At 72.7% G+C, this 21623-nt stretch carries 30 protein-coding genes; 14 read left to right on the top strand and 16 right to left on the bottom strand.

Translation table 11 applies throughout. The features are described 5' to 3' along the window. Positions 1-32: 32 nt before the first annotated feature. Complete coding sequence (locus tag AC57BS_RS00660; protein ID WP_496409623.1) at positions 33-374, bottom strand: DUF2200 domain-containing protein; 342 nt, start codon at positions 372-374, stop codon at positions 33-35. Positions 375-477: 103 nt separating this feature from the next. Beyond that, a complete protein-coding gene (locus AC57BS_RS00665; protein WP_496409624.1) occupies positions 478-1107 on the bottom strand; it encodes a hypothetical protein in 630 nt (209 codons plus the stop codon). Between the two features lie 191 nt (positions 1108-1298). On the opposite strand from AC57BS_RS00665, the gene AC57BS_RS00670 reads away from it, so the two are divergent. After that, the gene (locus AC57BS_RS00670; protein WP_496409625.1) at positions 1299-1766 is read left to right on the top strand and encodes a DUF4383 domain-containing protein; all 468 of its coding nucleotides are present in this window, start codon (positions 1299-1301) and stop codon (positions 1764-1766) included. Positions 1767-1839: 73 nt separating this feature from the next. On the opposite strand, the gene AC57BS_RS00675 is transcribed toward AC57BS_RS00670, so the two are convergent. The 4 genes from AC57BS_RS00675 to AC57BS_RS00690 form a co-directional block, all read right to left on the bottom strand. Next, a complete protein-coding gene (locus AC57BS_RS00675) occupies positions 1840-2439 on the bottom strand; it encodes a DUF3618 domain-containing protein (RefSeq protein ID WP_496409626.1) in 600 nt (199 codons plus the stop codon). Beyond that, positions 2415-2768 carry a phage holin family protein gene (locus AC57BS_RS00680; protein ID WP_496409627.1) on the bottom strand — a complete coding sequence of 118 codons (354 nt, stop codon included), beginning with the start codon at positions 2766-2768 and terminating at the stop codon, positions 2415-2417. The genes AC57BS_RS00675 and AC57BS_RS00680 overlap by 25 nt, the downstream gene beginning before the upstream one ends. Before the next feature lie 107 nt (positions 2769-2875). Next, positions 2876-3664 (bottom strand): hypothetical protein, encoded by a 789-nt coding sequence (locus tag AC57BS_RS00685; RefSeq protein WP_496409628.1) that lies wholly within the window; start codon positions 3662-3664, stop codon positions 2876-2878. Beyond that, positions 3661-3825: a hypothetical protein gene (locus AC57BS_RS00690; protein WP_496409629.1), complete on the bottom strand. Its 165-nt coding sequence runs from the start codon at positions 3823-3825 to the stop codon at positions 3661-3663. The genes AC57BS_RS00685 and AC57BS_RS00690 overlap by 4 nt, the downstream gene beginning before the upstream one ends. A 95-nt stretch (positions 3826-3920) precedes the next feature. Here AC57BS_RS00690 and AC57BS_RS00695 point away from each other — a divergent pair, with 95 nt between their 5' ends. After that, positions 3921-5048 carry a fatty acid desaturase family protein gene (locus tag AC57BS_RS00695; RefSeq protein WP_496409630.1) on the top strand — a complete coding sequence of 376 codons (1128 nt, stop codon included), beginning with the start codon at positions 3921-3923 and terminating at the stop codon, positions 5046-5048. Positions 5049-5072: 24 nt separating this feature from the next. On the opposite strand, the gene AC57BS_RS00700 is transcribed toward AC57BS_RS00695, so the two are convergent. The 3 genes from AC57BS_RS00700 to AC57BS_RS00710 all read right to left on the bottom strand — a co-directional run bounded on the left by AC57BS_RS00700 (position 5073) and on the right by AC57BS_RS00710 (position 6832). After that, the gene (locus tag AC57BS_RS00700; RefSeq protein WP_496409631.1) at positions 5073-5723 is read right to left on the bottom strand and encodes a DUF305 domain-containing protein; all 651 of its coding nucleotides are present in this window, start codon (positions 5721-5723) and stop codon (positions 5073-5075) included. Positions 5724-5797: 74 nt separating this feature from the next. Further along, entirely contained in the window at positions 5798-6220 is a 423-nt protein-coding gene (locus AC57BS_RS00705) for a DUF6153 family protein (protein WP_496409632.1), read from the bottom strand. A 9-nt stretch (positions 6221-6229) separates the two neighbouring features. Continuing rightward, entirely contained in the window at positions 6230-6832 is a 603-nt protein-coding gene (locus AC57BS_RS00710; protein WP_496409633.1) for a GNAT family N-acetyltransferase, read from the bottom strand. A 66-nt stretch (positions 6833-6898) separates the two neighbouring features. On the opposite strand from AC57BS_RS00710, the gene AC57BS_RS00715 reads away from it, so the two are divergent. Then, the gene (locus tag AC57BS_RS00715) at positions 6899-7600 is read left to right on the top strand and encodes an aspartate/glutamate racemase family protein (protein ID WP_496409634.1); all 702 of its coding nucleotides are present in this window, start codon (positions 6899-6901) and stop codon (positions 7598-7600) included. On the opposite strand, the gene AC57BS_RS00720 is transcribed toward AC57BS_RS00715, so the two are convergent. The 3 genes from AC57BS_RS00720 to AC57BS_RS00730 are packed head-to-tail and all read right to left on the bottom strand — an operon-like array spanning position 7593 to position 10188. Then, complete coding sequence (locus AC57BS_RS00720) at positions 7593-8462, bottom strand: phosphotransferase family protein (RefSeq protein WP_496409635.1); 870 nt, start codon at positions 8460-8462, stop codon at positions 7593-7595. The genes AC57BS_RS00715 and AC57BS_RS00720 overlap by 8 nt on opposite strands. Before the next feature lie 20 nt (positions 8463-8482). Next, the gene (locus AC57BS_RS00725; protein WP_496409636.1) at positions 8483-9523 is read right to left on the bottom strand and encodes a 1-aminocyclopropane-1-carboxylate deaminase; all 1041 of its coding nucleotides are present in this window, start codon (positions 9521-9523) and stop codon (positions 8483-8485) included. Beyond that, positions 9520-10188 (bottom strand): GntR family transcriptional regulator, encoded by a 669-nt coding sequence (locus tag AC57BS_RS00730; RefSeq protein WP_496409637.1) that lies wholly within the window; start codon positions 10186-10188, stop codon positions 9520-9522. Before AC57BS_RS00730 ends, AC57BS_RS00725 begins: the two co-directional genes overlap by 4 nt. Before the next feature lie 79 nt (positions 10189-10267). On the opposite strand from AC57BS_RS00730, the gene AC57BS_RS00735 reads away from it, so the two are divergent. Beyond that, complete coding sequence (locus tag AC57BS_RS00735) at positions 10268-11290, top strand: LLM class flavin-dependent oxidoreductase (RefSeq protein WP_496409638.1); 1023 nt, start codon at positions 10268-10270, stop codon at positions 11288-11290. Here AC57BS_RS00735 and AC57BS_RS00740 read toward each other — a convergent pair. After that, a complete protein-coding gene (locus tag AC57BS_RS00740) occupies positions 11256-11912 on the bottom strand; it encodes a DUF305 domain-containing protein (protein WP_496409639.1) in 657 nt (218 codons plus the stop codon). The two genes, AC57BS_RS00735 and AC57BS_RS00740, sit on opposite strands and share 35 nt — an antisense overlap. Positions 11913-12128: 216 nt before the next feature. On the opposite strand from AC57BS_RS00740, the gene AC57BS_RS00745 reads away from it, so the two are divergent. The 3 genes from AC57BS_RS00745 to AC57BS_RS00755 are packed head-to-tail and all read left to right on the top strand — an operon-like array spanning position 12129 to position 13461. Then, a complete protein-coding gene (locus AC57BS_RS00745) occupies positions 12129-12314 on the top strand; it encodes a hypothetical protein (RefSeq protein WP_496409640.1) in 186 nt (61 codons plus the stop codon). A gap of 33 nt (positions 12315-12347) precedes the next feature. Further along, a complete protein-coding gene (locus AC57BS_RS00750) occupies positions 12348-13004 on the top strand; it encodes an SDR family oxidoreductase (RefSeq protein WP_496409641.1) in 657 nt (218 codons plus the stop codon). Positions 13005-13014: 10 nt separating this feature from the next. Next, positions 13015-13461 carry a rhodanese-like domain-containing protein gene (locus AC57BS_RS00755; protein WP_496409642.1) on the top strand — a complete coding sequence of 149 codons (447 nt, stop codon included), beginning with the start codon at positions 13015-13017 and terminating at the stop codon, positions 13459-13461. A gap of 15 nt (positions 13462-13476) precedes the next feature. On the opposite strand, the gene AC57BS_RS00760 is transcribed toward AC57BS_RS00755, so the two are convergent. The 3 genes from AC57BS_RS00760 to paaZ all read right to left on the bottom strand — a co-directional run bounded on the left by AC57BS_RS00760 (position 13477) and on the right by paaZ (position 16132). Continuing rightward, positions 13477-13692, bottom strand: coding sequence for a PLDc N-terminal domain-containing protein (locus AC57BS_RS00760; RefSeq protein ID WP_496409643.1), 216 nt, complete (start codon positions 13690-13692; stop codon positions 13477-13479). 28 nt (positions 13693-13720) lie between these two features. After that, positions 13721-14020 (bottom strand): hypothetical protein, encoded by a 300-nt coding sequence (locus AC57BS_RS00765; protein WP_496409644.1) that lies wholly within the window; start codon positions 14018-14020, stop codon positions 13721-13723. Positions 14021-14113: 93 nt separating this feature from the next. Further along, entirely contained in the window at positions 14114-16132 is a 2019-nt protein-coding gene (gene paaZ, locus AC57BS_RS00770; RefSeq protein ID WP_496409645.1) for a phenylacetic acid degradation bifunctional protein PaaZ, read from the bottom strand. 136 nt (positions 16133-16268) lie between these two features. On the opposite strand from paaZ, the gene paaA reads away from it, so the two are divergent. The 7 genes from paaA to AC57BS_RS00805 all read left to right on the top strand — a co-directional run bounded on the left by paaA (position 16269) and on the right by AC57BS_RS00805 (position 21621). Further along, positions 16269-17228, top strand: coding sequence for a 1,2-phenylacetyl-CoA epoxidase subunit PaaA (gene paaA / locus AC57BS_RS00775; RefSeq protein ID WP_496409646.1), 960 nt, complete (start codon positions 16269-16271; stop codon positions 17226-17228). Then, complete coding sequence (gene paaB / locus AC57BS_RS00780) at positions 17225-17605, top strand: 1,2-phenylacetyl-CoA epoxidase subunit PaaB (protein WP_496409647.1); 381 nt, start codon at positions 17225-17227, stop codon at positions 17603-17605. The genes paaA and paaB overlap by 4 nt, the downstream gene beginning before the upstream one ends. 74 nt (positions 17606-17679) lie before the next feature. After that, entirely contained in the window at positions 17680-18618 is a 939-nt protein-coding gene (gene paaC, locus AC57BS_RS00785) for a 1,2-phenylacetyl-CoA epoxidase subunit PaaC (RefSeq protein WP_496409648.1), read from the top strand. Next, positions 18615-19163: a 1,2-phenylacetyl-CoA epoxidase subunit PaaD gene (gene paaD, locus AC57BS_RS00790; protein ID WP_496409649.1), complete on the top strand. Its 549-nt coding sequence runs from the start codon at positions 18615-18617 to the stop codon at positions 19161-19163. The genes paaC and paaD overlap by 4 nt, the downstream gene beginning before the upstream one ends. Before the next feature lie 4 nt (positions 19164-19167). Beyond that, a complete protein-coding gene (gene paaE, locus AC57BS_RS00795; RefSeq protein ID WP_496409650.1) occupies positions 19168-20223 on the top strand; it encodes a 1,2-phenylacetyl-CoA epoxidase subunit PaaE in 1056 nt (351 codons plus the stop codon). Further along, a complete protein-coding gene (gene paaI / locus AC57BS_RS00800) occupies positions 20216-20632 on the top strand; it encodes a hydroxyphenylacetyl-CoA thioesterase PaaI (RefSeq protein WP_496409651.1) in 417 nt (138 codons plus the stop codon). Before paaE ends, paaI begins: the two co-directional genes overlap by 8 nt. A 71-nt stretch (positions 20633-20703) precedes the next feature. Then, the gene (locus AC57BS_RS00805) at positions 20704-21621 is read left to right on the top strand and encodes an AMIN-like domain-containing (lipo)protein (protein ID WP_496409652.1); all 918 of its coding nucleotides are present in this window, start codon (positions 20704-20706) and stop codon (positions 21619-21621) included. Positions 21622-21623: the final 2 nt, after the last annotated feature.

Consider the following 21623-nt stretch of genomic DNA (forward strand, 5'->3'; position numbering starts at 1 on the left):
GCACCCGGTACCCAGGCTGGGCGCTCCGACGCTCAAGCGCGCAGCACCTTGTCCATCGGGCGACCCTTGGCGAGCTCGTCGACGAGCTTGTCGAGGTAGCGGATCTGCCGCATCAGCGGGTCCTCGACCTCCTGCACCCTGACCCCGCACACCGAGCCCGTGATCTGGTCGACGTGCGGGTTGAGCGTGGCTGCTGCGAAGAAGTCCGCGAACGTCGTCTCCTCGTCGAGGTGCCGGCGCAGGGTCGCCTCGTCGAACCCGGTCAGCCACTCGATGACCTGGTCGACCTCGGCCTTCGTCCGACCCTTCCGCTCGGCCTTCGCCACGTAGTGGGGGTAGACCGAGGCGACGCTCGTGGTGAAGATCCGGTGCATCCTCCGAGGATAGGCCGCTCGGACCGCCGCCCGGGGGCTGCCAACTGACGAGTTGGCGGGCCAACCGGTGAGTTGGCGGCGAGTGCGCGGACCCCGACCCGGGTCAGCCCTTGTCGGTGTCGGCAGCCCGGCGCAGCATGTCGGACTCGCTCTTGACGGCCTTCACGGTTGCGGGGTCCATCAGCGGCTCGGTGCCGGGCTGGTGGAGATCCGTCTCGGTGGTGTCGGGGTTGATGCCCTCGCCCGCCGCCGGGATGCCGGAGGGGGTGGTCGGACCGTCCTCGGTGACCGCGTGCGCGGCTGCCTCGGCCTCGGCCTCCGTCAGGCCCAGGGCAGGCGCCAGCACGGCGGCCTGCGCGGACGGAGCCTTCTTCGCCGCCTTCTTCCTTGCGGCGGCCCTCTTCGCGGGAGCCTTCTTCGCCGCTGCCTTGGTGACGGCGGGCGCTGCGGAGGCCGCCGGGGCTGCCGGGGCTGCGGGGGCTGGCGCCGCCGGAGCGTCGGCCGGCGCCGACCGTGCGAGCGTCGGCTCGACCTCGGACGGCGTCGGGCGTGCGCCCGGCCACGACCCGTACGGCACGGAGTCGGAGCCCGAGGCCCGCTCGACCGCGCGGCTCACGACGCGCGCCGTCGTACGTGCCCCGACCGTGGCAACGCCCACCGAGGCCCCGATGACGGCGGCAGCGGCGTGGGCGGGAAGGGCGATTGCTCCTGAGACCAGGCGGATGGGGTTCACCAGCGATCCTCTCGTCGGGCATGGGGCGGCTCGGATGGTTCCGGTACCCATTGTGCGGTGCGGCAGACGGTGACGTGCACCACGGTCCGTCGTGCCCGCTGGCGGGTGAGGCCCGTGTGCAAGGAGGGCCGAACGGGTACTGGAGTGGTCCATCCAACGCCGAACGACTCGGCGACGAGAGGAGCACAGCCATGACCGAGAACACGCATCTTCGCAGCACGTCAACAGCGACCCGCTCGCCGGTGCAGATGGCGGCCGCGCTGGTCGGCGCGGTCTTCCTCCTGGTCGGGGTCCTGGGCTTCATCCCCGGCATCACGACCAACTACGACAGCCTCGAGGTGGCCGGGCACGAGTCGCGCGCCGAGCTTCTCGGGATCTTCCAGGTGTCCGTCCTGCACAACGTCGTGCACCTGCTCTTCGGCGTCGCGGGCCTCGCGCTCGCGCGGGCCGCGGGGTCGGCGCGCGCGTACCTGGTGGGCGGCGGCGCGATCTACCTCGTGCTGTGGCTGTACGGGCTGGTCATCGACAAGACGTCCGAGGCCAACTTCGTGCCGCTCAACACCGCCGACGACTGGCTGCACCTCGTCCTCGGGCTCGGCATGATCGCGCTCGGCGTCGTGCTCGGCAGGCGGCCTGGCACCACCGGCGTCGGCCGCTGACCGGACGACGCGACTGCGCCGGCCCGCAGCGAGGCGGGCCGGCGCAGTCGGTGGTCGGGGTCGTCCAGGACGGTCAGGACGAGCTCGTCTGCGAGTGGACCTCGTCCACTCCCGACTGGCCCTCGGACTTCACCGTGTCGGCACTCTGCGCGGCCGACTCCTTGACCTCCTGGGCGGCCTGGGTCGCAGTGTCCTTGACCTCCGCTGCGACCTCCTGGGCCACCGACCGGGCCTGGTCGACGACCGGCTGGCCGTGCTCCTTGGCCGCGTCGACGACATGACCCGCGGCCACGGCCTCCTTCTCGGAGGCCGGGATCAGTGCGGAGACGATCATCCCGGCACCGAAGGCGACGAGGCCGGCGGCGAGGGGCGTGCCCTGCACCTTGTCCTGCGCGGTGCTGACGGCGTCACCGGCCGTGCCCCGGACCGAGTCGACCGCTCCCGAGGCGGAGTCCCTGGCGGACCCGGCGGTGCCTGACGCGGAGGTGCCGGCCCCGTGCGCGGTGCCCATCACCTTGTCGCGGACGCCGCGGATCCGGCCCCGGGCGGCCGTCTTGCGGCGCTCGACGATGGCCGACGGGCTCACCCTGTCCTGCAGGGCGTCCACGTTGGCGGTCATCGACTGCCGGGTCTGGGCGATCTCGCCGCTCAGCTCTTCTGTGCTCTGGCCCATTGTGCGTCCTCCTTGAGTGTCTGCTGCGTCTCCGGCAGCTCCGGGTGTGCGTTCTTGATCTCCTTGCGGCCCCGGGCCGCGAGGACGGCGCCGACGATCGCCCACAGGACCGTGACGATCAGGAAGGCGAGCTCGACCGGCATCCAGTTGTCGAGCAGGTAGGCGAGGGCGAACGAGCCCAGGATCAGGGCAAGCAGGCCGGCGACGCCGGCGCCACCGAGCATCCCGGCACCCTTCCCTGCCTTGGTCGCCTCTTCCTTGAGCTCGGTCCGCGCGAGCTCGAGCTCCTGCTTGACCAGCGTCGTCAGGTCGTGGCTGAGGTCGCCCACGATCTGCCCGAGACTGCGGTCGTCGTCAGCTCCTGGGGGGCCCCCGGCGACGTGCGCGCCCGACGTCGCCGACTCCGTCCCGTACGGTCCACCGACCGTCGGCCCGGTCACGGCGCGTCCTGCGTGCGCTGGCCCGGGACGCCTGGCGAGGTGGAGTCCGTCCGGGACGGCGTGGCGGTGGTGGGCGGGACCACCGGGGTGTCGTAGCCGGTCGTGCCCGGGCGGTTCGTGCTCGACTGGCCCGCCAGGGGAGCGTCGCCGCTGGCGGTGCCCGTCGGACCCGTGCCGACAGCGCTGCCGGCGTACGTCGCGCCGGTGGTCCCCGGCGTGGTGGCAGGGACCGCGCCCGTCGCCGGCGTGCCGCCGGGCTCGGCGAGCGACGCCGCCGCCGCACCGTCGGCGGTCGCACGGAACACGCGTCCCGCGACCACGCCTGCGGCGAGGGCGCCCAGCAGGAACGTGCCCGGCCGGCGCCGCGCGAAGTCGCGGGCGTCGTCGAGCAGCTGCCCGGGCTCACGGCTCTCGAGGTGGCTGCCCAGGGCCCGGGCCCGGTCGGAGACCTCGCGTGCGAGGTCGCTTGCCAGGCCCTGTGCGGGGCCCTGCTCCACCATCTGCTGGAGGTCGTCGCCGAACGTGCGCAGGGTCTGGGAGAGGTTGTCGCGCTGGGTCGTGGCCTGGTCGGTCAGCTGGGTGGTGACCTGCTGCCTCGCGTCGTCCACGACGGTGCGCGCCTGCGCGGCCGCGGTGCCAGCCACGGCTGCCGCCTCGTCCTTCGCGGTGCCGGCGACGTGCCGGCTCTGGTCGGCCGCGGTCGAGGCGGCCTCCTTGGCGGTACCGGTCGAGCTGGCGGTCGGGCTGTCGAACGTGCTGCCCGGTTCGTTGCTGTAGGTGGTCATGCGTCCTCCTCGGATGGGGTGGGGGTGGTGCCTGCGTCCGGATCCGGATCGGGGTCACCGGCCGGTTCGGAGCCCGGCTGCAGCTGTTCCTGGTCCGGTTCCTCGCCGTCGGGAGTCGGCGGCTCCGCGTCCTGGTCGTGGTCGGGGGAGTGCTCGGTCATGGAGGTCCGGTACCCCGCGATCCGCGACGCACGTCACCGTTTCGGGCGGTATTTCCCAGATGCATGAGGAATCGGGCCACGGGGCACTGTGAGCGATGGCCTTCCTCGTCCGGCACGCCCCGACCGTCCCCGACCACCGCTCGTACGACGACCTCACCGACGCCGAGGTGCACGAGATCGGTCGCGCCCTCGACGCCCTGCGCGAGGACGTCCTGGCCGATCGCGGCGCGCGGGACGCGGCGTACGTCCGCCGCGTCATCGCCGTCCAGCGCTGCCTCGAGGTGGGCGGGCGACTGGTGCTCCTCGGCAGCCGCCACCGGGTCGCGTGGTGGCTGGGCACGACCTCGCTCGCCCTGTCGAAGGTGCTCGACAACATGGAGATCGGGCACAACGTGCTGCACGGGCAGTGGGACTGGATGCGCGACCCGCGGATCCACTCCTCCACGTGGGACTGGGACCACGCCTCGGCCCCGGAGCAGTGGCGCCGCGCCCACAACGACCGGCACCACGTCAACACCAACGTGCTCGGCGAGGACAACGACCTCGGCTACGGCATCATGCGCGTCGACGAGGCGCAGGAATGGGAGCCGCGCCACCTCGTGCAGCCGCTGCTGAACCTCGTCAACGCGTGCATCTTCGAGTACGGCATCGCGATGTACGACCTCGACCTGGGCGAGTCCCTCCGCTCGGGCGCCGGTTTCACGCCGGAGCAGAAGGAGGAGATGCGCACGACGGGGCGCCGAGCCGCGCGCCACGCGTTGCGCGACTACGTCCTGCACCCGCTCCTGTCGACGCCCACCGGCTCGGCCCGCACCACCCTCACCGCCAACCTGGTCGCCAACCTGGCCCGCAACGTGTGGAGCCACTCGGTCATCATGTGCGGCCACTTCCCCGAGGGAGTGGAGACGTTCGAGGTGCCGGAGCTCGACGAGCACGAGACGCGCGGTCGCTGGTACGTGCGGCAGATGCTGGGCTCGGCCGACATCTCCGGCCCGCCCCTGCTCCACGTGCTGTGCGGCAACCTCTCGCACCAGATCGAGCACCACCTCTTCCCGGACCTGCCGAGCAACCGCTACCGCGAGATCGCCGGTCCCGTCCGCGAGCTCTTCGAGCGCCACGGGCTGGCCTACAACACCGCGCCGCTGTGGCGGCAGGTCGCCAGCGCCTGGCACAAGGTGCTGCGCCTGTCGGTGCCGCCGCGCGCGTCCCGCATCGCCGGATGACGTCGGCCCACTGACCCCGGGGCATCACTGCCCGAGCATGTCCTCCATCAGCTCGATCTCGGCCGTCTGGCTGGCCTCGATCGACTCGGCGAGGGCGACGGCGTCGGCGAACAGGCCGTCCTCCTGCTCGGCCTCGGCCATCTCGATCGCGCCCTCGTGGTGCTCGATCATCATCTGCAGCCACATCGTCTCGAAGCTGCTGCCGTCGGCGTCCTCGAGCATGGCCAGGTCGTCGGGATCCATGCCCATCCCGTCCATCCCCATCCCGTCGTCGTCGCCCTCGTCGTCCCCGTGCGAGCCCATGTGGCTGTTCACGTGGTCGCGGGACGTCTCGGGGACCTCCTCGCCCCACGCGGTGAGCCAGTCGACCATCGACTCGATCTCGGGCGCCTGGGCGGCGCGGATGTCCTCGGTGAGCCGGGCGAAGTCGGGGGACAGGTCGCGGCCCTGGGTCATGTCGACCATGACGAGCGCGTCGGCGTGGTGCGGGATCATCTCGGTGGCGAACTCCACGTCGGCGTCGTTGTGGACGTCGCCGTTCGCGGCGGTGCGCTCGGCGGCGGGTACGTCGGCCGAGGTGTCGTCGCCACAGGCCGCGAGCGTGGACGCGGCGAGGGTCAGGAGGAGTGCGGCCGCGGTGGCGCGGCGCGGGCGTGCAGCAGTGCGTGCGGACATGGGTGTCTCCTTGTGTGGTGTCCGTGCTGGTGTGGTGGTCGCGTCGCCCGGGCGGTGCCGGGCGCAGGTGCGTCTCAGCAGCGGAGGATCGACAAGGAGTGCAGGTCGGGTGGTCCGAGGTCGTGGCGTGCTGCGGCGGGAGGCGTACGTGTGCCCGTCGCCCGTAGGAGCAGCGCGACCAGTCCGGGCCGGGGGCCAGCGGCCCTGAGCAGGGCGAGCGCCGCAGTCGCGAGCACGGCCAGGCAGAGGCCGAGCACCTGCATCGCCCGGTGGCCGTCCCCGTGGCTCGTGGCGGACCAGGTGGCAGCCTCGGCGAGCACCTCGTCGGCGGCGGCCGGGGCGTGCGACGTGTGCGCGCCGTGTGCGGCATGGCTCGTGGCGGTCTCCTGCGCGGCGGGCGCGGGGAGGGCTGCCCCGGCGGCGCCGGCATGCGTGGCCAGCCCGTGCATGGCGAAGATCGCCAGCAGGGCAGCCGCAGCCCACCAGGTCCTGGTCACGGGCCCAGCCTAGGCCGACCTGCGCATGACCACACGCGGGAACCCGGCCGAGGTCGCGTCCGTCCGCGCGGCCAGGGTGAAGCCGGCGTCCTCGAACAGCTTGCGGGTGCCGACGTAGGCCATCGTCAGGTCGACCTTCTCGCCCCTGTTGTCCACCGGGTAGCCCTCGACGACGGGCGCGCCGCGCGCGGCGGCGTAGGCGACCGCCCCCGCCAGCAGCACGTGAGAGATCCCGCGGCCGCGGTGGCCGGGGCGGACGCGGATGCACCACACCGACCAGACAGGCTCGTCGTCGACGTGCGGGATCTTCGTCGAGCGTGCGAAGGGCAGGTCGGACCGCGGAGCCACCGCCGCCCAGCCGACGACCTCGTCGCCGTCGTAGGCGAGCACGCCCGGCTTGGTGCGCCTGCGCGTCAGCGCCTCCACGTAGGCCCCGCGATCGGGCCCGGCGAGCTCCCGGTTGTCCTTGGCGGGGATGCGGTGGCTCAGGCACCAGCACACGCTCGAGGCCGGGTTCTTCGGGCCGACCATCGTGCGTACGTCGTCGAAGCGCGCGTGCGTCGCGGGGAACACGCGGAACCCGTCGGACGTGGCGAGGGGCGTCGAGGCCATGCGGCCCACGCTAGACCGGACCGCCGACAACCGGCTGCTGACGTCGGGCCGTGTTCAATGGCCGCCATGGCGCACGCGATGCGGAAGATCGGCCTGCTCGGCGGGATGAGCTGGGAGAGCTCGGCGCTCTACTACGCGGTGGTCAACGAGGCCGTGCGCGAACGCCTCGGCGGCTACCACTCGGCGCGCGTCGTGATGTCGTCGGTGGACTTCGCCGAGGTCGAGGCGATGCAGTCAGCGGGGGAGTGGGGCGCCGCCGGCGAGCTGCTCGCCGGCGAGGCCGCCGCGCTCGAGGCAGCGGGTGCGGAGTGCCTCGTGCTGTGCACCAACACGATGCACAAGGTCGCCGACGCCATCGAGGCGGCGACCACGGTGCCGCTCGTGCACATCGTCGACGTGACGGCGGCCGCCGTCCGCGCGGCCGGGCTCACCCGCGTCGCGCTGCTCGGCACCCGGTTCACGATGGAGCAGTCCTTCGTCCGTGAGCGCCTGGCAGCGGGCGGCGTCGAGGCGCTCGTGCCGGCGGGTGATGACCTCGAGACGGTGCACCGGGTGATCTACGACGAGCTGGTCCACGGCGTCGTCCGCGAGGCCTCGCGCGCGGCGTACGTCGACGTGATCGACCGGCTCGTGGCCGCGGGGGCCGAGGGCGTGGTGCTCGGCTGCACGGAGATCGAGCTGCTGGTCGGCCCGGACGACGTCGACGTCCCGGTCTTCGCCACCACCCGGCTGCACGCGCTCGCCGCGGTCGACCTCGCGCTCAGCTGACCCTCGCGACGACCAGGGCGAGCCAGTCGTCGAGGCGATCGAGCTGCTCGACGCGACCGAACATCGGCGCCTTCCCGGGCGGCGGCAGGTAGCCGACGGCGTCCATCACGAGCCAGTACGGGTCGGCCGGGCCTGCGGCCACCGCGGCGTACGCGTCGAGGAACGCCCGCGCAGCCCCGGGGTCGTGCATCACCGCCAGGTTGGACGCGGCGTGCGCCGCGTCGAGCCACGCCGGGCCCGTCGAGGTCTCCACCCAGTCGACGACCCCGCTGATCGCGCCGTCGGACCACAGCAGGTTGCGGTGGCTGAAGTCGCGGTGGAGGAACGTCGGCTCGTACGCCGGGGCGGGCCCGGCGAGCACCGCGAACGCCCTGCGCCACGACTCCGGGTGGCGCGACCACGTCGGCACCACCCACTTGGCCGGCCACGCCCACGACTGGAACGTGCGGAACGGCTCGGCCGGCCACTGGGCGTGGATGGTCGCCAGCAGGTCGGCCATCGCCCGGACGGCGGCGTCGTCGACCTCGCACAGCGGGGCGCCGGGCAGGCGGGACATGAGGTGCGCCGCAGCACCGGCGACGACCCCCTCGGCGTCGAGGGCCAGGCTGGTCGGGGCGGGCACCGGGGTCGCGGCCATCGCGAGCTGGGCGTCGCGCTCGCGGGCGGTGAGCTCGGCGCCGTGGGCGCGCCACGGCTCGGCGGTCATCAGCCGGAGCACCGAGTCGGTGCCGTCGTCGTGGTGCAGCGCGAGCATCGTCGAGGTCATCCCGCCGTCGAGGGCCTCGGAGGAGACCACCGGCGACCCGGCCTCCGCCCCGGCCCAGGCGAGCGCGGCGGCGACGTCGACGGGGCTCTCCAGCACGCCCCGACGCTAGCGCGGTCTCAGCCCTGCGCGGGCCAGAGGGAGTGGTAGGCGTTGATCGCGGGCTGCCCGCCGAGGTGGGCGTAGAGCACGTGGGAGTCGGCCGGGATCTCGCGGGACTCGACGAGGTCGACGAGCCCGGCGAGCGACTTCCCCTCGTAGACCGGGTCGGTGATCATCGCCTCGAGCTGCGCGCCGAGCGCCATGGCCTCCATCGTCGAGTCCACCGGGAGGCCGTAGAGCTCGCCGGCCCAGCCCTCGAGCACAGTGATCTCCTCGTCGCGCAGGTCGCGGCCGAGCTCGATGAGCTCCGCGGTGTGGCGCGCGATCCGGGCGACCTGGTCGCGCGTCTTGTCCAGCGTCGCGCTGGCGTCGATGCCGAGCACCCGGCGGCGTACGCCGGTGAGGTCCTCGAGCGCGGCGAACCCGGCGATCATCCCGGCGTGGGTGGAGCCGGTGACGGTGCAGACGACGATCGTGTCGAACGTGACGCCGAGCGCCTTCTCCTGCTCGGCCACCTCGAAGGCCCAGTTCGCGAACCCGAGGCCGCCGAGGCGGTGCTCGCTCGCGCCGGCCGGGATGGCGTACGGCGTCCCGCCAGCCTCCTCCACCTCGCGGATCGCGTCCTTCCACGAGTCGCGGATGCCGATGTCGAAGCCGTGCGGGTCCAGGCGCGAGTCGGCCCCCATCATCCGGCTGAGCAGGATGTTGCCGACCTGGGTGTTGGTGGGGTCGTCCCACGGCACCCACTTCTCCTGGACGAGGCGGCACTTCAGCCCGAGGTGCGCGGCGACGGCGGCCACCTGCCGCGTGTGGTTGGACTGGAAGCCGCCGATCGAGACGAGCGTGTCGGCGCCGCGGGCGAGCACGTCGGGGACGATGTACTCGAGCTTGCGGACCTTGTTGCCGCCGAAGGCGAGACCGCTGTTGACGTCCTCGCGCTTGGCCCACACCTGCGCGCCACCGCCGCGGGCGGCCAGGTGGTCGCTGAGCCGCCTCAGGTGGTGGACGGGGGAGGGCCCGAAGGTGAGCGGGTGGCGGGGGAACTGGTCGAGGATCACGGGGTCTCCTGCGGGTCGGGGATGAGGTCGGCGAGGTTCTGCCAGGTGCGGAAGGCGACCTCGGCCGCCGCGTCGGCGTCGCGGGCGGCGCAGGCCTCGACGAGGCGGGCGTGCAGCGCGACGGACTCGGCCGCGGCGTGCGAGGCGAACCGGCGCCGTTCGAGGCGACGTACGACGGGGGTGAACTGGGCGAGCACCGTGGCGACGGCGCGGTTGCCGGACGACTCGACGGCGACCGCGTGGAAGTCGTCGTCGGCCGACAGGGCCGCGGCGGTGTCGCGAGCCTCGACCGCGTCGGCGAACCGGTGGTTGGCCCCCCGCATCCGGTCGAGGTCGTCGTCGGTGAGCCGCGCGACCGCCTCGGACACCGCGAGCCGGTGCATGGCGACGACGACGGCGTGCGCCTCACGTACCTCGTCGAGGTCGATCTCGGCGACCACGGTGGAGCGCCCCGGGGCGGCCCTCACCAGCCCGCTCTCGCCGAGCCGGAGCAGCGCCTCGCGCACGGGCGTACGGCTCACGCCGAGCCACGCGGCCAGCTCGGTGTCGCGGACCACCTCGCCCGGCGCCAGGGTGCCGTCGACGATCGCGTCGCGGAGGCGGTCGTGGACGGTGTCGCGCAGCAGCGACGTACGGATCGGTGCGTGGTCGACGGGGACGGGCATGCAATATATTGCACATCGGACCCGGCTGGCCGTCAAGCCTCCGCCGGGAACAACCTGGGTGGTTGAGCGTTGAACCAGTATGAAGAAGATCGGGTTCCTCAACTTCGGCCACTGGACCGACTCGCCGCACTCGCAGGTGCGCTCGGCGTCGGACACCCTGCTCCAGTCGATCGACCTCGCCGTCGCGGCGGAGGAGCTCGGCGCGGACGGGGCGTACTTCCGCGTCCACCACTTCGCCCGTCAGCTCGCCTCGCCGTTCCCGCTGCTCGCCGCCGTCGGCGCGCGCACCAGCCGGATCGAGATCGGCACCGGCGTGATCGACATGCGCTACGAGAACCCGCTCTACATGGCCGAGGACGCCGGCTCCGCCGACCTCATCGCGGGCGGCCGCCTGCAGCTCGGCATCAGCCGGGGATCACCGGAGCAGGTCATCGACGGCTGGCGCTACTTCGGGTACGCCCCGGCCGAGGGCGAGGACCAGGCCGACATGGCCCGGCGGCACACCGAGGTCTTCCTCCAGGTGCTCGAGGGTGAGGGGTTCGCCCAGCCCAACCCGCGCCCGATGTTCCCCAACCCGCCCGGGCTGCTGCGCCTCGAGCCGCACTCCGAGGGCCTGCGTGAGCGCATCTGGTGGGGCGCCGCCTCCGACGCCACCGCGCGCTGGGCGGCCGGGAAGGGCATGCACCTGATGAGCTCGACGCTGAAGGCCGACGAGACCGGCGAGCCCTTCCACGTCCAGCAGCGCAAGCAGATCGAGGTCTACCGCGAGGCGTGGAAGGAGGCCGGCCACGAGGGCGAGCCGCGCGTCTCGGTGAGCCGGTCGATCATGCCGATCACCACCGACATGGACCGGGCCTACTTCGGCCACGAGGGCCGGAGCTCGGACCAGTTCGGGCAGATCGAGGCCAACCTGCGCGCGGTCTTCGGGCGCACGTACGCCGCGGAGCCCGAGATCCTGGTCAAGGAGCTGGCGGACGACGAGGCGATCGCCGCGGCCGACACCCTGCTCCTGACGGTGCCCAACCAGCTGGGGGTGGACTACAACGCCCACATCCTGGAGTCGGTCCTCACCGACGTGGCGCCGGACCTCGGGTGGCGCTGACGGGCATCCCCCAGCCGGCGTCGAACCAGTCGCGCAGCCAGCCCCGCATCGTCGCGATCTCGCGGCTCTGCTCGTCGCGGATGTCCTCCGCCAGCCGGTCGACGGCCGCGTGGTCGGCGAGGTCGCGCATGAGCAGCTGCTGCGACATCATCACCGCGGCCATGTGGTGACCGATCATGTCCGTCAGGAACGTCTCGTCGAGCTCGTCGCCGGACAGGTCGTCGAGATCACGCATCATCGGGTCGTAGTCGACCTCGTCGGGCCGGTCGGCGTACCACTCGTCCAGCCAGGCCTGCATCTGCTCGACCTGGGCCGACTGGCTCTCGATGATGCTGGTCCCGAAGGCCCGCATCTCGGGGCGTTCCGAGCGTGCCAGCTCGCCGGCGGCGTCGATCGCCTCCTCGTGGTGGGCGATCATCTCGACGAGGAACGCGTGCTCGCTGTCCACCGAGGCGTGCGACATGTGCCCCATGAACCCCGTCGGTCCGAGCGGTCCGGCGCGACCCATGTGCTGGCCGGGCCACCATGCACCGTCGTCCTGGCCGGTCATGGCGACGGCGGTCGTCGCGCTGCCGAGCGCAAGGGCAGCCACCGCCAGTCCTGCTGCTGCTCGTCGTCTCATGGGTCCCAGCTCCTCCACCCCAGCCTGCGCGGCGGGAGGCCGGAGCGACAGGGCCGAGCGGCCCCCGGTCGTCCGGCGAAGGGCCCGGGTCCTGGCCAGCCGTTCCGGGCCGCCCATCACCCGACGAGGTGAGCTGCGCTTGGACCGCGCTGGTTGTGTCGGGGGTGACTGACGACCAGCGACCCACCCACGACCCACCACGACCAGGAGGTGCCCATGAGCGGCAAGGACGACAGCGAGGGACAGGTCTCGGAGCTGGCCCAGGACGCCCCGGAGCCGATCAGCTCCGGCGACTCCGTGGCCGGTCAGCCCGGCGAGGAGTCCGGCGAGGTCGACGAGGGTGCGCAGGGTCCCAACGCGATCCCCGACGACCCGACGGGGGAGCACCCGCACGAGCGCTGACCGCGCGCCGGTCCCTGCGGTAGAACTCTGTTCATGAGCAAGCCAGTGATCGTCGTCGTGGGTGCCGGGCCGGGCGTGAGCGGGTCGGTGGCGCGCCGTTTCGCCGACGAGGGCTACGACGTCGCGCTGCTCGGCCAGGACCAGGGTGTCCTCGACGAGCTCACCGCCGACCTCGAGGGCCGCGGGGCGGCGGTCGGGCACGCCGTCGCCGACGTCACCGACGAGCAGGCCGCTCGCGACGCCGTACGCCGCTTCGGTGAGCACACCGGACGCATCGACGTGCTGCACTTCAACCCGAGCGCGTTCCGCGAGAAGGACCCGCTCGCCCTCACCGTCGACGAGCTGCTCGAGGATGTCGCCCTCGGTGTGGGCGCCCTGCTGACCGTCGTGCAGGCCGCGCGTCCCTTCATGTCGGCCGGCGGGCGGGTGAGCGTCACGGGCAGCATGGCGGCCGACGAGCCGTGGGAGGGTGCGGCGTCGCTCGGCGTGCAGAAGGCAGGGGTGCGCAACCTCGTGCACAGCCTCGACAAGACGCTGGTGCGAGACGGCATCCGTGCCGTCTCGGTCACCGTCCGCGGCAGCCTGTCCCGGGAGGGAGCGTTCACGCCGGACCGGGTGGCCGAGGCCATCTGGGCTGCGGCCACCAAGGACGATGCCGACTGGAGCAGCGAGGTTCACTACCGCGGCTAGTCTCGACAGCGTGACGCCGACCAGCAGCCCTCGCCCCTCCCGTGCCCGCCGCCCCGCCGCCCTCCTCGCCGTCGGCGTGCTGCTGCTCGGGGTGTCCGCGTGCGGCAGCGACGAGGCACCGTCGGGCTCGTCGGGCGCGTCGACCTCGTCGACCTCGACCACCGCCAGCGCTGCGCCGATCGCTGCCGAGGACGCCCTCGCGCGCATCGAGGACGGAGCCGCGGTCGTGGACGTCCGGACCCCGGAGGAGTTCGACGACGGCCACCTCGACGGCGCGGTCAACATCGACTACCAGGCCGACGACTTCGCCCAGCTCGTCGAGGAGCTGCCGAAGGACGTGCCCTACGTCGTCTACTGCGCCTCGGGCCGGCGTGCGACCGGGGCGGTCGAGCAGATGCGCGACCTCGGCTTCACCGACGTGGTCAACGGCGGCGGGTACGCCGACCTCGCCGGCTGAGCGTCCGCCGGGCCGTCAGCGCTTGCGGCCCCACACCAGGTAGGCGATCGGTCCGAGCGGCTGCACTGACAGCGCCGGCCCCCACAGCAGCTTGGGTCCGCGGACCAGCTCGGCCGGACGGTGCCGGAGGTCCTTCACGCACCAGGCGGTGAGCGCGACCTCCGCGATCCCGGTCACGACCACGATCTTCTTCTGCGTCGGGGTCATGTCGCCCCAGGACTTCTTCGCCATGGCTCGAACCTACCCGGCGTGCGGTGCGTCAGGCGCCGCGGAACCCGTTGAGCAGGAACCAGAAGACGATCACGCCGACGAACGCCGCCAGGAGTCCCCACCACGCCCCGGTCAGGGCACGCCTGCCGGTGGTCGCTCCCTCGCGGGCCATCCCCGGCAGCGCGATCGTCACCGCCGCGCCGACGGCCGCCATGGCGAGCAGCTGCACCGGCACGATCCAGTTCTCGGTGCCCGGGTCGTCGAGGACGTACGCCGACGCCGGCAGGCTGAGCATGCCGAGGACGAGGAGGACGACGACCCCGACGACGCGCTGTGCTGACCGGCTCACGGGGGTCACGCTAGCGGTCGGTCGAGCGGTGTCCCACCCACATTCCGGGGACGTCGCATGTGGCTCCGGCACCGCCCACGGGCCTGTCGGCGGTCAGGCCTCCTTGGCCACCAGCGTCAGCACGTCGTACGTCGCGACGGGCTCGTCGTCGGCGTTGGTGACCAGCGCGTCCCAGCGCACCTCGCCGTAGTCGGCCGACGAGCGCGGGGTGATCTGCTTGACGGTGAGCATCACCCGGATCGAGTCGCCGGCCTTGACGGGCGTGAGGAAGCGCAGGTTGTCGACGCCGAAGTTGGCGAGCACCGGGCCGGGCGCCGGGTCCACGAAGAGGCCGGCGGCCATCGACACGATGAGATAGCCGTGGGCGACGATCCCGCCGAAGAGCGGGTTCTGTGCGGCGGCCTCGGGGTCGGTGTGGGCATAGAAGGTGTCCCCGGTGAAGTCGGAGAAGTGGTCGATGTCCTCGAGCGAGATCACCCGCGGCTCGGACTCGATCGTGTCGCCGATCCTGAGGGTCGCCAGCGAGTGGCGGAACGGGTGCTCGGGCGTCACCGTGCGCCGCGACCCGCGCGTCCAGCGGCCGGTGATCGCGGTGAGCATGTCGGGGGAGGCCTGGATCGCCGAGCGCTGCATGTGGTGCAGCACCCCGCGTACGCCGCCGAGCTCCTCGCCGCCGCCGGCGCGGCCGGGCCCGCCGTGGACCAGCATCGGCAGGGGAGAGCCGTGGCCGGTGGACTCGGGGGCGGCGTCGCGGTCGAGCACGAGGATGCGGCCGTGCCAGGGCGCCAGGCCGAGCACCAGGGTGCGGGCGACCTCCGGGTCGTGGGTGACGACGGAGCCGACGAGCGACCCCTTGCCGCGCGCGGCCAGGGCGACGGCCTCGTCCAGGGAGTCGTACGTCATCACAGTGGACACCGGACCGAAGGGCTCCACGTCGTGCGGCTCGACCGCACCGGCGCGGGCACGCAGCAGCACCGGCGACATGAAGGCGCCGCGCTCGGCGTCGCCCGCGACCTCGGCCTCGTCGAGCACCACGTCGCAGGAGGAGCGGAGCGCCTCGACCGCCTTGCGGACCTCCTCGCGCTGGCCCAGGGAGGCCAGCGGACCCATGCGGACCGACTCGTCGTCGGGGTTGCCGACGGTGAGCGAGGAGAGCTTCGCCGCGATCGCGTCGGTCATCTCGTCGGCGACGGCCGACGGCACGAGGACGCGGCGGATGGCGGTGCACTTCTGGCCCGCCTTGGCCGTCATCTCGGTGACCACGCCCTTGACGAAGAGGTCCCACTCCGGGTCGCCCGCGGCGACGTCCGGGCCGAGGACCGAGCAGTTGAGCGAGTCGGCCTCGACCTGGAGCCGGACGCCGCCGTGCAGCACCGACGGGTGCTGGCGCAGGATGCCGGCGGTGTGCGCCGAGCCGGTGAACGCCACCGAGTCCTGCACCCCGAGGTGGTCGAGCAGGTCGCCCGCTGAGCCCGAGAGCAGCTGCAGCGACCCCTCGGGCAGGATTCCCGACTCGATGATCCGGCGCACCACGAGCTCGGTGAGGTAGGCGGTCTGGCTGGCCGGCTTCACGATCGAGGGGAGACCGGCGATGAAGGCCGGCGCGAGCTTCTCCAGCATGCCCCAGACGGGGAAGTTGAAGGCGTTGATCTGGACCGCGACGCCGGGGCGCGAGGTGTAGACGTGCTGGCCGAGGAAGACTCCGGTGCGACCGAGCTGCTCGAGGTCGCCGTCGCACACGACGTGCGCGTTGGGCAGCTCGCGGCGGCCCTTGGACGAATAGCTGAAGACGGTGCCGAAGCCGCCGTCGATGTCGATCATCGAGTCGCGGCGGGTGGCGCCGGTGGCCAGGGACAGCTCGTAGAACTCGTCCTTGAGGCCGGTGAGGTGCGTGGCGAGCTCCTTGAGCAGCAGCGCCCGCTCGTGGAAGGTCAGCTCGCGGATCGCGGGGCCGCCGACCGTACGGGCGTGGTGGGCCATCGCGCCCAGGTCGAGGCCGGCGCTGGAGATCCGCGCCACCTCCTCGCCCGTGGCCGCGTCGAGGAGCGGGTGGCCCTCGGTGGAGGCGGCGTACCAGCGGCCGGCGGCGTAGCTCTCGAGCAGACGGGTCACGAGGGGTCTCCAGGGTGGGGCGGTCGGGTGGGGCGGTGGGCGCATCGAGGTTTGCGTGGCAGGGTGACGGGTGCCACACTAATAGCAGACCGATCGGTCAGTAAATGTGGTCGAAGACCCACGCAGCGGAGGACGGATGACCCTCACCGAGACCGCGCCCGGAACGTCCGAGGCCGAGCTGGAACGCCAGTTCGACGCGACGATCGCGCGCAACGACCGGATCGAGCCGCGCGACTGGATGCCGGAGGGCTATCGCAGGACCCTCGTGCGCCAGATCGCCCAGCACGCGCACAGCGAGATCATCGGCATGCAGCCCGAGGGCAACTGGATCGCCCGCGCGCCGAGCCTGCGTCGCAAGGCGATCCTGCTGGCCAAGGTGCAGGACGAGGCCGGCCACGGGCTCTACCTCTACTCCGCGGCCGAGACCCTCGGCGTCTCCCGGCTCGAGCTCACCGAGCTGCTGCTCGCCGGGCGCCAGAAGTACTCCTCGATCTTCAACTACCCGACCCTGTCGTACGCCGACGTGGGCACGATCGGCTGGCTCGTCGACGGTGCCGCGATCTGCAACCAGGTGCCGCTGTGCCGCACCTCGTACGGGCCCTACGGCCGCGCGATGATCCGGGTGTGCAAGGAGGAGTCCTTCCACCAGCGCCAGGGCTACGAGCTGCTGGCCACGATGATGCGCGGCACCGACGAGCAGCGCGCGATGGTGCAGGAGTCGGTCGACCGGTTCTGGTGGCCGGCGCTGATGATGTTCGGCCCGCCCGACGCCGACTCGCCCAACACCGCCCAGTCGATGGCGTGGGGGATCAAGCGCAACACCAACGACGAGCTGCGCCAGAAGTTCGTCGACATGTCCGTGCCGCAGGCCGAGGCCCTCGGCGTCACGCTGCCCGATCCCGAGCTGCGGTGGAACGAGGAGCGCGGCCACCACGACTTCGGCCAGCCCGACTGGGAGGAGTTCATGGAGGGCGTGAAGGGCAACGGCCCCTGCAACGCCCAGCGGATGGCCCACCGTCGCCGCGCCCACGAGGAGGGTGCCTGGGTGAGGGCCGCCGCCACGGCGTACGCCGCGAAGCAGGCGGGTGCGGCATGAGTGAGCAGCCCACCGGCACCGACTTCACCGCCGAGGGCGGACACGGCGCCGTGCCCCTGAAGGACGTCCCGACCGGCGAGGGTGTCGTACCTCCTGAGCCCGAGTGGCCGCTCTACGAGGTGTTCGTGCGCGGCAAGCGCGGGCTCAACCACGTGCACGTCGGCTCTCTGCACGCGGCCGACGACCGGATGGCGCTGCTCCACGCCCGCGACGTCTACACCCGGCGCAACGAGGGCGTGAGCATCTGGGTGGTGCGCGCCGACGCGATCACCGCGTCGAGCCCCGACGAGAAGGACCCTATGTTCGCCCCGAGCGGCGACAAGGTCTACCGGCACCCGACCTTCTACGACATCCCCGACAACGTCCCCCACATGTGACCCCACCCCACGACGTTCTTCTTCCCCCGCTGCGCTCCTCCAGAACAACGCCGCGGGGACCCCGAGAGGCCCAGATGGACTCCCACATCGAGATACCCGCCGAGGACGAGCACGACAGCGCCTACAGCGGCCTGCTCGTCAACGACGCCCACTGGGCCTTCGGCACCGACTTCGAGGACCCGCTCGCGGGCGTCGACACGACGATCCCCGACGGCGTCGACGCGCCCACGCTCGCGGCGTACGCCCTGATGCTCGGCGACGACGCGCTGGTCATGTCGCACCGGATCGCGGAGTGGACCAGCAACGCGCCGGACCTCGAGGACGACATCGCGTTGTCCAACATCGCCCTCGACCTGCTCGGCCAGGCGCGGCTGCTGCTGGCCCGCGCGGCGAAGGCCGACGCATTGGTCGTGCCGGCGCTGCCCGAGGGCTCGCCGACGCCGCCCGAGGACGCGCTGGCGTTCTTCCGTGAGGCCCACGAGTTCCGCAACGTCCGCCTCGCCGAGCTCGTCAACGGCGACTTCGCCGAGGCGACCGTGCGGGTGCTGCTGTTCTCGACGTGGCGGCTCGCGACGCTCGAGCACCTGCGCGCCAGTCGCGACCACGTCCTCGCCGCCGTCGCGGCCAAGGGCGTCAAGGAGCTGGCCTACCACCGCGACTACGCGGCGCGCTGGTTCGTCACGCTCGCGCAGGGGACCGACGAGTCCCGCCGCCGGCTGGTTGCGGCCCTCGGCGCCCTGTGGCCGCTGTGGCCCGAGCTGTTCGACACCCACCCGGTCGAGGCGGCAGCCGCCGCCGCGGGGGTCGGGGTCGACCCGGCCACGGTCCGCGAGGCCGCCGAGGCCGTGCTCGACCAGGTGCTCGACGCCGCCGACGTGTCCCGCCCCGAGGCCGCCCGCCGCGCAGGCGTGCTGGGCCGTACGGGTCGCGACGGCATGCACGGCGAACCGCTGGGCAGGATGCTCGCCGAGATGCAGTCGGTGGCCCGCGCCCACCCGAGGGGGCAGTGGTGAATCTCGATACGCCCGCTCGTGCCTCACGGGCTACTCGATCACCGAGGCGCCAGATCGAGCGCGCGCGCCGCACCGCGGAGCGCGTCACCGACCCCGAGCTCCCGATGCTGACGCTGGCCGACCTCGGCGTGCTCCGCGACGTCGAGGTGGTCGGCGACGGCCACGTGGTCGTGGAGATCACCCCGACCTACTCGGGCTGCCCGGCGATGGCGGCGATGCGCGACGACCTGGTCCGCGAGCTCGAGGGCGTCGGCTTCGACACGGTCGAGGTGCGGATCAGCCTCCACCCGGCCTGGACGACCGACTGGATCTCCCCGGAGGGCCGTGCCGCGCTGGCGGCGGCGGGCATCTCACCCCCCGGCCCGGCGCCCGCGCACGACGGCCCTATCCCGCTGACCCTGCTGCCGACCGCACGCCAGGTGCGCTGCCCGCAGTGCGACTCTCCCGCGACCGAGCTGGTCTCGGAGTTCGGGTCGACCGCCTGCAAGGCGCAGTACCGCTGCACCTCCTGCCTCGAGCCGTTCGACCACGTCAAGGAGATCTAGGGCAGTGGCCACGACCTTCCACGAGCTGACCGTCCGCGACATCGAGCCGCTCACCGACGACTCGGTGGCGGTCGCCTTCGACGTGCCCGACGACCTGCGCGAGCTGTTCGACTTCGAGCCGGGGGAGTCGCTCACCCTGCGCCGGGTCGTCGACGGCGTGGAGCACCGCCGGACCTACTCCATCTGCGCCCCGGCCGGCTCCGCGCCGCGCATCGGGGTGCGCGAGATCCCGGGTGGGGAGTTCTCGTCCTGGCTGGTGCACGAGGTCCGGCCGGGGGAGCGGATCGAGGTCGCCGAGCCCTCGGGCAGTTTCCGCGCCGACCCCGCGCAGCCGGGTCGCCACCTCTGCATCGCGGCCGGATCGGGCATCACGCCGATGCTGTCCATCGCGGCGTCGGTGCTGAGCAACCCCGAGAGCACCGTGACCCTGCTCTACGGCAACCGGGAGACCACCTCGATCATGTTCGCCGAGGAGCTCAGCGACCTCAAGAACGTGCACGGCCCGCGCTTCGACCTGGTGCACGTGCTCTCGCGCGAGCCCCGCGACGTCGAGCTGTTCTCCGGGCGGCTCGACGCCGAGCGGTTGCGGCGACTCCTGCCGATCAAGGTCCCGCTCGCCGACCTCGACCATGTGTGGCTGTGCGGACCCCTCGGGCTCGTCCAGGACGCCCGCGCGGTGCTCGCCGAGCTCGGCGTGCCGCCGGACAAGGTCCACTTCGAGCTGTTCTTCGTCGACGAGCCCCCGCCGGTGCTGCGCCACGCCGACCGGGTCGTCGAGGGCGTGACCAGCGACGTCACCGTCGTCCTCGACGGGCGTACGACCACCACGCCCATGTCGCGCGACGCGACGCTGCTCGACTCGGCGCAGGCCGTGCGCAGCGACCTGCCGTTCGCCTGCAAGGGAGGGGTCTGCGGCACCTGCCGCGCAAAGATCGTGGACGGCGAGGTCGAGATGGTGCGCAACTACGCGCTCGAGCCGGCCGAGGTCGAGCAGCAGTTCGTGCTCACCTGCCAGTCCTTCCCGGTGAGCGACGCGGTCACGGTCGACTTCGATGCCTGAGCAAGCGCGCGCGATGTGGGCGGCCGACGCCGCCAGCGCGATGCTCGGCATGGAGCTCGTCGAGGTCGCCCCCGGGCGCGCGAGGGTGTCGATGGTGGTGCGCCCCGACATGGTCAACGGCCACGACCTGTGCCACGGCGGGCTCATCGCCAGCCTCGCCGACTCCGCCTTCGCGCTGGCCTGCAACTCGCACGGCCCGGTCACCGTCGCGGCGGGCTTCGCCGTCGACTTCCTGGTCCCGGGCCGCCTCGGCCAGACGCTGTACGCCGACGCGCGCGAAGTCGCCCTCCGCGGGCGGTCGGGGGTCTACGACGTCACGGTCCGCGCTGACGACCCGGGGACGGGGGAGGTCGTCGCCGAGTTCCGCGGGCGGAGCCGCTCGCTCGGCCGCGGGGATCATGGGCCCTAGGTCCCTACCCACGGCGTGTCCGAGCCCCTAGCGTCGAACGCAGGTGCTCCGGTCGGTCGGGAGGTGGGGTCGTGAGGATCCTGAGGAAGCTGTCGTCGTTGCTGTCGCTCGCGCTGGTCCCGGCGCTGGTCCCGGCGCTGCTCGCGTCCCCGAGTGGTGGGGCCACGGAGCGCGTCGCCTCCTCCGCGCCACCGACACCCGTGCTGGTCGCCGTACGCGCCGCGCACCGCGGGCGGTGGGACCGGGTGGTCTTCGAGTTCGAGGGCGGCCTGCCGGCCGATCGCCGGGTCGAGTACGTCGACCGGCTGTTCGCCGACGGCTCCGGCCGGCGCGTCCGCGTCGCCGGGCAAGCGCTGCTGCGCGTGCGCTTCGAGCCCGCCCAGGCGCACACCGACGACGGGTCGCCCACGGCAGCCCCACGCCGCGTCGCCTTCCGCCTGCCCAACGTCCTCACGGCGGTGCGGGCGGGCGACTTCGAGGCCGTCACCACGTACGGCCTCGGGCTCGCGAAGCGGACCCGGGTGCGCGTGTCGACGCTGCAGGCGCCGCCCCGCGTCGTGGTCGAGGTCCGAGCCGGCTTCCCGACCGTGCAGCGCCGGGTGTGGTTCTTCCATCGCGACCGCTTCGTCGAGAACCGGGAGCCGTTCTTCGTCCCGGTCCGCCGCCTCGTACGCCCGGGTGCTCCCGCGACCGGTGTGCTGGACCGGCTCTTCGCCGGCCCGCTGCCGGGTGAGCGCTCGCGTGGCCTGCGCCTGCTCCGCTCGGGTGCGACCGGCTACGACGACCTCTCGATCGTGGAAGGCGTCGCCGACGTCAGGCTCACGGGCCGGTGCAGCAGCGGCGGCTCGACTGTGACGGTCGCCGGCGAGGTGCTGCCGACCCTGAAGCAGTTCCCGACCGTCGACCGGGTGGTGCTCCGCGACCCCACGGGCGTCACGCTCGACCCCGACGGTCCCGGTGACTCGACCCCGGAGTGCCTCGAGCCGTGAGC

Source organism: Nocardioides sp. BGA-UO-ETr-FS32 (assembly GCF_059567905.1).